The organism is Halomonas sp. 3F2F, assembly GCF_014897805.1.
Classification (GTDB): Bacteria; Pseudomonadota; Gammaproteobacteria; order Pseudomonadales; family Halomonadaceae; genus Vreelandella.
In genome coordinates this window covers 206,255-218,838 of the sequence record NZ_JABUZE010000130.1, presented here as the reverse complement: position 1 = coordinate 218,838, position 12,584 = coordinate 206,255, and the positions used below count along the sequence as shown (strand labels likewise).

The 12,584-nt window shown below is 54.6% G+C and carries 10 protein-coding genes; 3 read left to right on the top strand and 7 right to left on the bottom strand.

Annotation, left to right across the window (positions count from 1 at the left end; translation table 11 throughout):
- Positions 1-220: 220 nt before the first annotated feature.
- A complete protein-coding gene (gene alr / locus INT21_RS13520; protein WP_193061212.1) occupies positions 221-1,474 on the top strand; it encodes an alanine racemase in 1,254 nt (417 codons plus the stop codon).
- A 116-nt stretch (positions 1,475-1,590) separates the two neighbouring features.
- Here alr and INT21_RS13515 read toward each other — a convergent pair whose 3' ends face one another.
- The 6 genes from INT21_RS13515 to hutC all read right to left on the bottom strand — a co-directional run bounded on the left by INT21_RS13515 (position 1,591) and on the right by hutC (position 9,542).
- A complete protein-coding gene (locus INT21_RS13515; protein WP_193061213.1) occupies positions 1,591-2,937 on the bottom strand; it encodes a Na+/H+ antiporter family protein in 1,347 nt (448 codons plus the stop codon).
- A 123-nt stretch (positions 2,938-3,060) separates the two neighbouring features.
- Positions 3,061-4,611: a histidine ammonia-lyase gene (gene hutH, locus INT21_RS13510; RefSeq protein ID WP_193061214.1), complete on the bottom strand. Its 1,551-nt coding sequence runs from the start codon at positions 4,609-4,611 to the stop codon at positions 3,061-3,063.
- Positions 4,612-4,637: 26 nt separating this feature from the next.
- Entirely contained in the window at positions 4,638-6,317 is a 1,680-nt protein-coding gene (gene hutU / locus INT21_RS13505) for a urocanate hydratase (protein WP_193085336.1), read from the bottom strand.
- Positions 6,318-6,398: 81 nt separating this feature from the next.
- Complete coding sequence (gene hutG / locus INT21_RS13500) at positions 6,399-7,364, bottom strand: formimidoylglutamase (protein WP_193085335.1); 966 nt, start codon at positions 7,362-7,364, stop codon at positions 6,399-6,401.
- Positions 7,354-8,568 (bottom strand): imidazolonepropionase, encoded by a 1,215-nt coding sequence (hutI, locus tag INT21_RS13495; RefSeq protein WP_193085334.1) that lies wholly within the window; start codon positions 8,566-8,568, stop codon positions 7,354-7,356. Before hutI ends, hutG begins: the two co-directional genes overlap by 11 nt.
- Before the next feature lie 257 nt (positions 8,569-8,825).
- Positions 8,826-9,542 carry a histidine utilization repressor gene (gene hutC, locus INT21_RS13490; RefSeq protein ID WP_089037552.1) on the bottom strand — a complete coding sequence of 239 codons (717 nt, stop codon included), beginning with the start codon at positions 9,540-9,542 and terminating at the stop codon, positions 8,826-8,828.
- 174 nt (positions 9,543-9,716) lie between these two features.
- On the opposite strand from hutC, the gene INT21_RS13485 reads away from it, so the two are divergent.
- Together INT21_RS13485 and INT21_RS13480 are read left to right on the top strand one after the other, a co-directional pair.
- Positions 9,717-10,685, top strand: a complete 969-nt coding sequence (locus tag INT21_RS13485; RefSeq protein ID WP_193068312.1) for a GlxA family transcriptional regulator — start codon at positions 9,717-9,719, stop codon at positions 10,683-10,685.
- 119 nt (positions 10,686-10,804) lie between these two features.
- On the top strand, positions 10,805-11,752 hold the full coding sequence (locus INT21_RS13480; protein ID WP_193068308.1) for an ABC transporter substrate-binding protein: 948 nt from the start codon (positions 10,805-10,807) through the stop codon (positions 11,750-11,752).
- Here INT21_RS13480 and INT21_RS13475 read toward each other — a convergent pair.
- A complete protein-coding gene (locus INT21_RS13475) occupies positions 11,743-12,576 on the bottom strand; it encodes an alpha/beta hydrolase (RefSeq protein ID WP_193068309.1) in 834 nt (277 codons plus the stop codon). The genes INT21_RS13480 and INT21_RS13475 overlap by 10 nt on opposite strands.
- Positions 12,577-12,584: the final 8 nt, after the last annotated feature.

The following is a 12,584-nucleotide window of genomic DNA, read 5'->3' as shown; positions in this document are numbered from 1 at the left end:
GTTTTAATGAGTTTTGGCGCTTGAATACATGCCGAGCAGAAGAGTTGCTCCACGCTTTCAGTCAGAGTAATCAGCGAAAGATCTTTCCTTCTCATCAGGTTATTGCGTCCTAGCGCTGCTTTTTTTAATAAACGCGGCACGCGCTATCGTTAAGAATTGTTTAGTAGGGGTAGTGTGAGCAGTGGGGTCTTAACAATGAAAACGAATCAAGGATTTGATAATGAAATATCCACTAACCCTGTTAGCTGCCGCTATTGCTGCCACTGTTACTACTACCAGCTATGCGGCGCCGTTGCTGAGCGACCAAGCATTGCTCGTTGATAGCCCGGAACACTTGAGTGCCAATGCCTGGGTAGAAATCTCGCAATCGGCTTTTGAAGGGAACGTTCGCGGTGTTCTGGAATTATTGGGCGAAGAAGCGGAGCTTTGCGCCATTATGAAAGCCGATGCCTACGGTCACGGCATTGCTAATTTAATGCCTTCCGTGATCGCGTTAGGTATTCCTTGTATTGGTGTGGCGAGTAACGAAGAAGCGCGGGTTGTTCGGGCATCTGGTTTCGATGGACGTTTAATGCGCGTGCGCAGCGCGACACCAGAAGAAGTGCGCGGTGCTTTTGATTACGGCATGGAAGAGCTATTCGGCGATATAACGGCTGCTCGTCAAGCCTCCAGCGATGCAGCTGAGGCGGGGGTTACACTGCGCTACCATTTGGGCCTGAATGCTGGCGGTATGGGGCGCAATGGCATGGCGCTTGATAATGAAGCAGGACGCCAGGAAGCGTTAGAACTTCAAGACTTAGCGTCGTTAGAGCTGGTGGGCATCATGACCCACTTTGCTTTTGAGGATGAAGATTTTGTTCGCCAGGGGCTGGAGGCGTTTCACGAGCAAAGTGACTGGTTAATCGAGACGGCTAACCTGGATCGCGAGGCGCTAACGCTTCACGCCGCCAACTCATTTACCACCATGGAAGTGCCTGAAGCACGCCTTGATATGGTGCGCCCGGGTGGCTTGCTGTATGGCGATCTACCCCATTATGAACAGTTCAAACCGGTGATGTCGTTTCGCACGCGTGTAGCGTCGGTTAACGATTACGCGCAAGGCAGCGGCGTTGGTTACGATAATGTCAGGGTGCTGGAGCGCGATAGCTTATTGGCGAACTTGCCTGTTGGCTACTCTGACGGCTACCGCCGTGTTTTCACAGACGCTGCCTTTGTACTGGTCAACGGTGAGCGTGTGCCGGTTATGGGAAAAGTGTCAATGAACACGACCATGGTAGACGTGACGGATGTCGAGGGAGTGGCACCGGGCGATGAAGTGGTACTTTACGGACTTCAGGGGGACGAGCGAATTACCATTGGAGAACTTGAAGACCTTAATGGCGCGCTACTTGCCGATCTTTACACGGTATGGGGAAACTCTAACCCGAAGGTGTTGCGTCCAAGCGATAGCGATACAGAGACAGATAGCGAGTAATTATTGCCAATACAGGTAGTAATTTACTGTGTTTGCTGACGAAACCACCCCGCTCAACTGAGCGGGGTGGCGTCGTTTTGGGGAAGGATTATTGCGCAGAAAAGCGGGGCTGAGCGTTATAGGATCATTGCAGCTATCCAGCCAAAGGCAATCAGCGGGATATTGTAGTGCAGGAAGGTCGGAACAACGCTGTCCCAAATATGGTCGTGCTGGCCGTCGGCATTGAGACCGGCGGTTGGGCCAAGCGTTGAGTCGGAGGCCGGAGAGCCTGCATCGCCCAAGGCGGCTGCGGTGCCTACCAGCGCCACGGTAGCGAGTGGCGAAAAACCAAAGTTAAGTGCGAGTGGTACGTATAGCGATGCGATAATTGGGATTGTTGAGAAGGAGGAGCCAATACCCATGGTAATGAAAAGGCCCACAAGCAGCATAATCAGCGCTGCCAAGCCTTTATTATCACCAATGACTTCTGTAGAGCTGCTGACCAGCGCTTCAACCTCGCCACTGGCCTGCATCACACTGGCGAAGCCCGCCGCGGTGATCATAATGAACCCAACCAAGGCCATCATACGCATGCCTTCAGTGAAGATGCCGTCCTGTTCATGCCAGCGGAAGACGCCGCTGAGTGACAGCAGAGCAAAGCCAAAGATTCCCCCCAGCACCATTGAACCGGTGTAGAGCTGAACGGCCACGGTGCCAACCAGTGCGATTGCCAGTACGGCTTTTTGCCAACCTTGCAAATGCTGGGCCGCTTGCGCTGGGGTTTCATCGCCCTTGGCCAGGTCTCGGTCTTGGTAGTTACGCCCTTTGCGATAGCTAAACAATACTGCTACGGCAAGGCCCAATGCCATGCCACCAATAGGAATCACCATTGCCATGGGCACCATCTGACGGGTGACTTCTAGGCCAAATTCGGCACCACTTTCATTGAGGTTGGTGAGCAAAATATCGTTCAGAAAGATAGCGCCAAACCCTACCGGTAACAGCATATAGGGGGCGGTAATACCGAAGGTAATCACACAAGCAACGAGTCGGCGGTCGAGCTGAAGGTGATTCATTAGTTTTAGTAACGGCGGAACCAGTACAGGAATGAAGGCAATGTGTACCGGAATAAGGTTCTGAGAGCTGACCGCGGCGGCCAATAGGGCGGCCAGTAGGGTATAGGTCACCATGCGGCGACTGCTGCCAGAATCATCAACATGAAAACGCGCAATGGCGCGGTTTGCCATTACTTCGGTGATGCCCGAGCGTGAGAGTGCGACGGCGAAAGCACCCAGCACGGCATAGGCCAGGGCTACAGTAGCGCCGTTGCCAAGACCGTCGTTAAAGGCATCAAGGATGGCATTAATCGGCATGCCCGCATAAAGCCCACCCACCAACGTTGCGACGATTAAGGCAAAGACAACGGAAACGCGAGCCAAGCTGAGGCTGACCATTACTAAAATGGCCAAAACGATAGCATTCATGAATAGCTACTCTTGTCGTTGGAGTTAGAATTAGCTGGAGTTAGATTTAGCTGGAATGTGATTTAGCTGGAATTGAATGCGGTGAAGCCCCGCAGCCTGTTGCTGCGGGGCAGGAGTGACCGCTTAGTGCTGGCTTGGCAGGGTGCCAGGGCGAAGCAGGTGGCTCAGCGTTCTGGCTGCCAACAAGCTGCTGGCGGCTTCAATGTCTGGCGCGAAGAAGCGGTCCTGTTCGTAGTGGGTGACATGTTCACGCAGCAACTGCTTGGCTTGCTCAAGTTGTTGCGTTGTCTGTAAGTCGTGGCGCATATCAAGCCCTTGGCAGGCACAGAGCCACTCGATGGCTAGAATGTCGCGTACATTATCGGCCATTTCCCATAACCGCTTACCCGCTGCCGGGGCCATGGAAACATGGTCTTCCTGGTTGGCTGAAGTCGGCAGGCTATCCACGCTATGCGGGTGCGCTAAGGCTTTATTTTCACTGGCAAGCGCGGCTGCAGTTACCTGGGCGATCATAAACCCAGAGTTGACGCCGCCTTTCTCGACCAGGAAGGGCGGTAACTGGGACATGTGTTTGTCCATCATCAGCGAGATGCGGCGTTCCGCCAGTGAGCCAATTTCGGCAATCGCCAAGGCTAAGTTATCAGCCGCCATGGCCACCGGTTCGGCATGGAAGTTGCCGCCGGAGATGATGTCGTCGGTATCTTCAAACCCTCTGTCAGTAAAAACTAAAGGGTTATCAGACACCGCGTTGATTTCCACCGCCAATACATCGGCAACATGGCGAATCTGTGTCAGTGCTGCACCCATCACCTGTGGCTGGCAGCGCAAGGAGTAAGGATCTTGCACTTTATCGCAGTTGGCGTGGGAGTTGCCGATGTCGCTGCTCTCGCCGAGTAAATGTCGGTAGGCCGCCGCCGCATCGATCTGGCCACGTTGGCCACGTACTTCATGAATGCGCGCATCGAACGGTGAGCGTGAGCCCAGCGTGGCTTCAACCGTCAGTGAGCCGCAAACTGTGGCGGCAGCATAGAGGTCTTCGGCATCGAACAGGCCGCGTAGCGCGTAAGCCGTTGACACCTGGGTGCCGTTGAGCAGCGCGAGACCCTCTTTCGGAGCCAGTGCAATCGGGCTAAGACCGGCGACTTTTAGCGCTTCTTCGGCACTGAGCCACTCGCCTTTGTAGCGTGCTTTGCCTTCACCAATCAGTACCACACTCATATGGGCCAGCGGCGCGAGATCACCTGACGCACCCACAGAACCTTTGAGCGGAATATGCGGATACACTTCGGCGTTGATCAATGCGATAAGGGCATCAAGCACTTCACGACGAATACCGGAAAAGCCGCGTGCCAGGCTGTTAACCTTAAGCACCATGATCAGCCGCACAAGGCTGTCATCCATCGCAGCGCCCACGCCGGTGGCATGAGAAAGCACTAACGAACGCTGCAGTGCTTCCAGGTCTTCATCGGCGATACGCGTTTGAGCAAGCAGCCCGAACCCGGTGTTAATACCGTAGACCGTGCGGTTTTCCTCAACTACCCGATTGACGCAATCGACGCTTTTTTGAATTGCCTCGTCGGCACTGCTAGGCAGGCTAACCGTGACGGGGGATTGAAAGACCTGGCGCGCTTGCGCCAGTGTCATTTTGCCGGGCTGAATATCGAGATGGGTCATTATGAGTGCTCCTTGAAGTTGTTGAATTAGCTCTTCAGCATCGGCAAATCGAGGCCGTTTTCACGGGCAGATTGTTTGGCAATGTCGTAGCCTGCATCGGCATGGCGCATAACGCCAGTGCCCGGGTCGTTGCGCAGCACGCGGCCAAGGCGTGCGTGGGCATCATCGGTGCCGTCGGCGACGATAACCACCCCAGAGTGTTGGGAATAGCCCATGCCGACACCGCCACCGTGGTGTAGCGAGACCCAGGTCGCACCACCGGCGGTGTTAAGCAGGGCATTCAGCAGCGGCCAGTCTGAGACGGCGTCGGAGCCATCCATCATCGCCTCGGTCTCGCGGTTGGGGCTTGCCACGGAACCGGAGTCCAGGTGGTCACGGCCAATCACGACGGGTGCTTTAAGCTCGCCGTTTTTGACCATCTCGTTGAAGGCTTGGCCAAGACGCGCACGGTCTTTCAGGCCGACCCAGCAGATACGCGCCGGAAGACCTTGGAAGCTGATGCGCTCGCGGGCCATATCCAGCCAGTTGTGCAGGTGCGGGTCGTCAGGGATCAGCTCTTTGACTTTCTGGTCGGTCTTGTAAATGTCTTCCGGGTCGCCTGAAAGCGCGGCCCAGCGGAAGGGGCCAATTCCCTGGCAGAATAAGGGGCGGATATAGGCAGGTACAAAACCAGGGAAGTCGAAGGCATTTTCAACACCTTCTTCTTGAGCCATTTGGCGAATATTGTTGCCGTAGTCGAAAGTGGGTACGCCCATCTTCTGGAAGTCGAGCATGGCTTGTACATGCACGGCCATCGATTGCTTGGCCGCTTTTACGGTGGCTTGTGGTTCGGATTTACCACGTGCCACGTACTCTTCCCAGGTCCAGCCTGCAGGCAGGTAGCCGTGTAGCGGGTCGTGGGCACTGGTTTGGTCAGTGACCATGTCGGGCTTCACGCCACGCTTGACCAGTTCGGGTAGTACATCCGCAGCATTCGCACACAGGCCAATCGAGACGGCTTTGCCTTCGGCAGTGTAGCGTTCGATACGCGCTAACGCATCGTCGAGATCGTCTGCTTGCTCATCTAGATAGCGCGTGCGCAGGCGGAAGTCGATGCTGGTTTGCTGACACTCGATATTCAGCGAGCAGGCGCCGGCCAGGGTAGCGGCGAGTGGTTGAGCGCCACCCATGCCACCCAGGCCTGCAGTGAGAACCCAGCGGCCTGTTAGATTGCCGTCGAAGTGTTGGCGGCCCGCTTCCACAAAGGTTTCGTAGGTGCCTTGGACAATGCCTTGAGAGCCGATGTAAATCCATGAGCCTGCAGTCATCTGGCCGTACATCATTAGGCCTTTGCGATCCAACTCGTTGAAGTGTTCCCAGTTGGCCCAGGCGGGGACCAGGTTGGAGTTGGCAATAAGTACCCGCGGGGCATCTTTATGGGTTTCAAATACGCCTACTGGCTTGCCAGATTGCACCAACAAGGTTTGCGTGTCTTCCAAGCGCTGCAGGGTCTCAACGATTTTGTCGTAGCACTCCCAGTCACGCGCAGCGCGGCCAATGCCACCGTATACCACCAAGTCCTCGGGGCGTTCAGCCACGTCAGGGTGGAGGTTGTTCATTAGCATGCGCAGCGGGGCTTCGGTCAGCCAGCTTTTGCAGCTGAGTTGGCTACCGGTAGGGGCAGCAATCTTGCGGGAAGCGTCGTGACGTTTATCGTTCGGTAACATGACCTGGTTCCTCTGGTTTGGCGGTTTTTGTTAGTTAATTAGTTATTGGCTAGTAATTGATTGATTTGTTAATTCAGGGCGCTAGGTGTCTAGCGCCAACTGAAAGACAATTCGTGCTGCCGCGCGGGCGGTACGGCTATCGATATCGTGATCGGGATTTAGCTCGGCGAGATCGGCTAAGCGCAGCTTGCCGCTGTCGCGGATGGTCTCAATCAGCGGTTCAATCAGCGCGAGTGAGACGCCGCGAGCGGCGGGGGCACTGACGCCAGGGGCTTCCCCTGCGGGCAGGACATCCAGATCGATGGTCAGATAGAGGTGATCGCAACGCACCATGAAGCGCTCCAGGTCGCGCCGGATGCACTCAAGCTGCGCCGGTTGGAAGTCCCGATCTTCACGAACCATGACGCCGAGTTGTGCTGCGCGACTAAACAGTGCGCGGGTATTGGCAGCGCGGCTTACGCCTAAGCAGGCGTAACGAAACGGCCAGCCGCGCTTAGCGCATTCATCAGCAATTTGCGTAAAGGGGGTGCCCGAAGAGCGCACATGAGAGGGATCGCGCAGATCGAAGTGGGCATCAAAATTGATAATGCCGATGCGTGGTGCTTTTTCACCGCTATCAGCGAGATGCTGGGCAAGCCCCAGCCAACTGCCATAGGCCACCTCATGGCCGCCGCCTAGCACAACGGGAAAGTGTTCAGCCTTAAGTAACGCTGCTAATCGATCGGCGAGGGCTTGTTGGGCGGTTTCTAGGGCATCGCCTTCGCAGCGTACATTTCCCGCATCATAGGCTGGGCCTGTGCGGTGCCACGCCAGCGGTGCCAGCGCTTTACGCAGTGCCGAAGGGCCTTGCGCAGCACCGGTACGCCCCTGGTTTCTGGCCACACCTGCATCGCTTTCAAAACCTAATAAAGCACAGCCCGGCGCTGCCGTTGGGCTGAGCGGTTGGATCTTTTGATGCCAGCGCTCACTGTTGGGTTCTGGGTCTGTTCGGCCCGTCCAGAGTGACATGTCGAGTTCAGTGGCAGTGGCTTTACTGTTAATGGCCATGGGTAAGCACCCCCTGGAACATGCGCTGACGAAGGCGTCCTGGTTGTACGGCGTAAGCGAGCTCGGCGGGTGCATCGATATCCCATACACAGAGGTCGGCTTCTGCACCTTCGTGGATGCGACCTTTGCCCGATAGGCCTAGCGCAGTTGCCCCATGGACTGTCATGCCCGCCAGTGCCTCTTGGGGAGTCAGGCGGAACAGCGTGCAGGCTAGGTTGAGCATTAGCGTGGGCATAAACAGTGGGGAGCTGCCGGGGTTGGCGTCGGTTGCCACCGCCATCGGGACGCCTGCGCTGCGCAGCGCCGCAATCGGCGGTTGTTGCGTTTCACGAAGGGTATGGAAAGCACCGGGCAGGATTACCGCCACACTACCGGCCTCATGCATGGCAGCGATGCCAGTGTCATCCAGGTACTCAATGTGGTCAGCAGATAGGGCTCCGTGGCGTGCGGCCATGGCCGTTCCGCCCAGGTTAGAGAGCTGTTCGGCGTGTGCCTTGATGGGTAGGCCGTGGGCCTCGGCGGCTGCAAACACTCGCTCGCACTGTTCCACCGAGAAGGCGATTTTTTCGCAGAACACATCAACCGCATCTGCCAGGCCTTCAGCCACTGCTGCGGGGATCATTTCCTGGCAGACAAGATCAATATAGCCGTCGCTGTCATCTTTGTATTCTGGGGGTAGGGCATGGGCGCCCAGCAGCGTCGTGACGACGTTGACTGGCAGCATCTTGCCGAGACGGCGCGCGACACGCAGCATCTTGAGTTCGTCTTTGACGGTAAGCCCGTAGCCAGACTTAATCTCTACGGTGGTAACGCCGTCAGCAATCAGTGCTTCAAGACGCGGTTTAGCGAGTCTTAGCAGCTCATCTTCGCTAGCCTCGCGCGTGGCACGAACGGTACTAAGTATGCCGCCACCGCGTTTAGCAATCTCTTCATAGCTAGCCCCTTCAAGCCGCGCTTCAAACTCTTCAGCCCGAGAACCGCCAAAGACAAGGTGGGTGTGGCAATCCACAAGACCAGGGGTCATCACACCGCCACTGCCCATCTCTGTGCAGTTATTGGCGAGTTGCTCGTCGAACTCACTCATGGGCGACAAGGCGATGATGTGTGCCCCTTCGGTAATAACGGCCATGCGGTCGGGCAATGTCCGCAAGCCATCGAAGACGCTGATATCGCGCCAGAGGCGACGATCCGTTGCATTCGGCATGAGGAGCTCCTTAAGAACCTTAATGTATATACAATTAAGATCAATAAGCGCTTCCTAGTCAATACGGTTAGTAGAGAAATGTCAGCTAGCGGTAAAGTGAAAAATGATTGTTTTTATATTTTTGTAATAAAATCAATTTTTTATTATTTTTTTGGTAAGGCTGATAATTTATTTGGTTAGACTAATGTCTATGTGTTTGTGAGGTTTTATGTATATACATTTGATGTGGGTAATAGACGTCAATGCCACGAAAAGAATTATGACGCTTGGCGATGCACCGAGGAGCGCAGTTTGTAGCGGTCGCCTGGGTGGAGTAGGCGGGCATAGCTGATGAGCTGCTCGCCTGACCACGTGCGCCGTACCATGCTCAGGCAGGGGGTGGCGGTATCAATAGCAAGCCAATCGGCAGTTTGCTGGTCGACAAGCACGGCTTCAACAGTGTGCTCTACGTCAGTAATCGGGCAGGCCGCTACCAATACTTCATTGGGTGTGTGCAGTGAAAAATCACTGGTTAAGTAGTTGGGTACCCAACGCGGGTTAACATAGCGGTTTTCAAGTTGAATAGGCGTGTCGTCTTCCAAATGCACCAGCAGCGTTTGAAACACGCGGCTACCCAGGCGAACGCCTAGCCGCAAAGCGACTTCGTCATCCGCTTCAATGGCTTCACATACCAGTACGTGATTACTGTAATGGTGTCCCCTGAAGCGCACTTCATCGGCAATGTTATAGACCTCGACCAGGGATGACTCTGCCTTGCGATCTGTCACGAAGGTGCCTAACCCAGGCTGGCGTGTTAGGTAGCCTTTTTGGACGAGATCACGAATCGCTTTATTAGCCGTCATTCGGCTTACCCCAAAATCTCGGGCAAGTTGCTCTTCGGGAGGGATCTGGTGGTGTGCTGGCCAGGCACCGCCCTGGATTTTCTCTAACAGGTGCTGCTGTATTTGCAGATAAAGTGGGGGAGCGCTGGTCATGAAATGCCTTTCAAATGAATCTAATGTCTAACTCTATCCAGTGTACCTTGTGCAAAGGCCCAGGGCATCCTGTTGCTGGTTGGGCGTGTATTATGTACGCGGATTTATTGGCGTTGCCTGATGCGTTTAGTAATCGTCAGCATCGATAAGAAAGCGCTTATTTTAGGAGTTATTTTGCGCCTAAACTATTCTGGAGCACTGCCAGAGCGCGTTGGTTTTTTATTATTACCGCGCTTTTCAATGATGGCATTTTTTTCTGCGGTAGAGCCGCTACGCATAGCCAATCGTATCAGTGGCCAAACGCTGTTTGAGTGGACGCTCTTTAGTCGTGATGGTGAGCCTGTCACCGCAAGCAATGGCATGACGCTATTAGTCGATCAGACCATGGGTGGTGGTCTCGACCTGCCATCGTTGGCTGTGTGTAGCGGCTTTGAGCCTGAAGATCATTTAAGCCGAGCGCTCATTTCATGGCTACATCGGCTTGATCAAGCCGGATGTGCCCTAGGTGGGTTAGACACCGGAGGGTTTATATTAGCCGCCGCTCAGTTATTGAAGGGTGAGCGGGTCACCTTGCATTGGGAGAGCTTGCCGGTCTTTCGTGAGCGTTTTCCAACGATTGAAACGACCGACGAGCTATTTGAGATCGGGGAGCGGCGTTTTTCCTGTGCGGGCGGTGCCGCAGCCATGGATATGGCCTTAGCCGTCATCGCCAGACGTCACGGGAGCAAATTAGCCGTCGATGTCTCGGAACAGCTTATTCATGAGCGGTTACGTAGCCGCAGCGACCAGCAACGGATGTCGTTAGCGCAGCGGTTAGGCACTCATAACCGGCGTTTAGTGGAAGCCGTTGCATTGATGGAAAGACATTTAGAGGAGCCTCTTGCTTTGGCTGAGATTGCACGCCGAAGCGGTGTGTCATCTCGTCAGCTGCAGCGGTTGTTTGAGGATCACCTTCATCAAACACCGCGCCAGTGGTATTTGTCACTTCGTTTGGCGCGGTCAAAGCGTTTGCTGATTGAAACTGATATGAGCGTACTCGCCATAGGGGTAGCCTGCGGCTTTAGCTCTAGTTCGAGCTTTGCCAGAGCGTTTCGTGCTTGCTTTGGCTGCTCACCGATAGAGGCACGCCAACAGGGCCGCTAACTGAGCGATGAACGACGCAGCTCTGTCGTTTTACGCGTAGATAATGTCGCTTTGTGTCGTTTCCATTGTTGTCTAGTCGTCAAACTTGGTGCGGTATATTGCCAAAAGAGGACATTATAATGAAGAACGCACTCGTTGGTTTTAAGGGTATGTCAGCACTTAGCGCCGCTGGGGTGGCAGCGCTTGCGTTGTCAGGGCCCGCCGCAGCCGACCTTGATGAAGTACGGTTTGGTGTTCCTCCCTGGCCAGGTGTCACCGTGAAATCTGAAGTAGCAGCGCAGTTGATGGAAGCGATGGGCTATCACACAAGTCAGCGTGACTTGGCCGTAAGCGTGATTCTTGAGGGGCTAGCGCGCAACGATGTGGACGTCTATCTGGGCGGCTGGTATCCGGTGCAAACCGATATGGTAGAGCCTCTGGTGGCTGATGATAAAATTGAAAAAGTGGTCTCCAATATCCAGGGGGCGAGCTCTGGTCTGGTGGTTCCTCAGTATGTTTATGATGCCGGTGTAACATCGGTGGCCGACCTGGACGCCTACCGTGACCGCTTTGGCGGTGAAGTTCAGGGCATCGAGGCGGGCACCGGGATTAATACCGCCATTCTGGCGGCTATTGATAATGACATTGCAGGTTTAGGAGATTGGCGTCTACGTGAAAGCTCCACCGCCGCTATGTTGGCGCAGGCAGAGCAAAAGATGGCGGATGAAGAGTGGGTGACCTTTGTTGGTTGGGAGCCCCACTGGATGAACGTCAGTTTCGACATAGCTTATCTGGATGATGCCGATCAGGCGGGCATTGCCCAAATTGAGAGCACTGTTTGGACTATCGTTCCGGCCAATATGGCTGAAGATGATCCCCAGCTGCATCGTTTTCTTTCACAGTATGTAGTGGATATTGAGGATCAAAACGCGTGGGTGCATGACTACAGCTATGAGGATCGTCCCGCCAACGAGGTAGCGTCTGAGTGGATTAGTGCTAATTTAGACACCGTAGAGACATGGCTGGATGGCGTGACGACTAAAGATGGGCAGCCAGCGATACAGGCGGTACGTTCGACTTACCAGTAACCAATATTTCGCGTTAACCGTTTGTTAAGCGCTTGGCAAAAATCTTGCCAAGCGCTTTGCATTTCAGGCAGGTTCGCGTGGGCATGTAGTGCCGCATGAACCATGTTTTTTGCACAGCGATAGCCTATCTGCATGCTGCTGTTCTGCCAGGACGCAATGGCTTTTTCAAGCGGTGCGGTTAAAGGGTCGTGCTCAACTGCAAGAACCTCAATCTGCATGTTTGGTGGAAATGTATCGACGTGGTTTTCAATCCATGGGCAGTAGCCAATGAGCGACAAAACATCGTGTCGGCTAAGTAACGGCGCATTGGCTCCCAGCGTCTGCTGATTTAGTTTGCCGACCGGCGGATAGATGAGTCCTAGCAGCACAGAATGATGCAGTAAGGGGGCTAAATCTATGGCTATGCGACCGCCAGCGCTGTCACCGACTACTGCAATGGGCTTTATGGCTTTAGCAACCTTGAAGCAGTCTTCTAGCATGTTGTGGTAGCTCGCCTCGGGCGCTAAGCGGTAGCTAATGCTGATAACGTGACGCTTTAGCTGCTCTGCTAGATTTGCTGCTACCCCATGGTGGCTGTCGATAGACCCCAGGGTAAACCCACCTCCATGAATGTATAGCACTTGGCCAAACTGAGCGGATGCAGGGATAAAGTGTCGGAGGACGATGCTTTCCCGCGCTTCGTCAGTGATTGTCATGCCTGACGGATTAGGTGGTGCAAACGTTTGGCATAGTTGGTCGTAGCGCTGTCGTGCTACTGCAGGAGAGCCATTTTCGATATCTTTTAAGCCCGCATCGAAGCGGGTTATAAAAGCGTTAATGTCCATTAGCGGCT

What these genes read in the sequence shown, in the direction of transcription:
- alr (WP_193061212.1), top strand. Translation starts at nt 221, where the DNA reads ATGAAATATCCACTAACCCTGTTAGCTGCCGCTATTGCTGCCACTGTT.
- INT21_RS13515 (WP_193061213.1), bottom strand. Translation starts at nt 2,937, where the DNA reads ATGAATGCTATCGTTTTGGCCATTTTAGTAATGGTCAGCCTCAGCTTG.
- hutH (WP_193061214.1), bottom strand. Translation starts at nt 4,611, where the DNA reads ATGACCCATCTCGATATTCAGCCCGGCAAAATGACACTGGCGCAAGCG.
- hutU (WP_193085336.1), bottom strand. Translation starts at nt 6,317, where the DNA reads ATGTTACCGAACGATAAACGTCACGACGCTTCCCGCAAGATTGCTGCC.
- hutG (WP_193085335.1), bottom strand. Translation starts at nt 7,364, where the DNA reads ATGGCCATTAACAGTAAAGCCACTGCCACTGAACTCGACATGTCACTC.
- hutI (WP_193085334.1), bottom strand. Translation starts at nt 8,568, where the DNA reads ATGCCGAATGCAACGGATCGTCGCCTCTGGCGCGATATCAGCGTCTTC.
- hutC (WP_089037552.1), bottom strand. Translation starts at nt 9,542, where the DNA reads ATGACCAGCGCTCCCCCACTTTATCTGCAAATACAGCAGCACCTGTTA.
- INT21_RS13480 (WP_193068308.1), top strand. Translation starts at nt 10,805, where the DNA reads ATGAAGAACGCACTCGTTGGTTTTAAGGGTATGTCAGCACTTAGCGCC.
- INT21_RS13475 (WP_193068309.1), bottom strand. Translation starts at nt 12,576, where the DNA reads ATGGACATTAACGCTTTTATAACCCGCTTCGATGCGGGCTTAAAAGAT.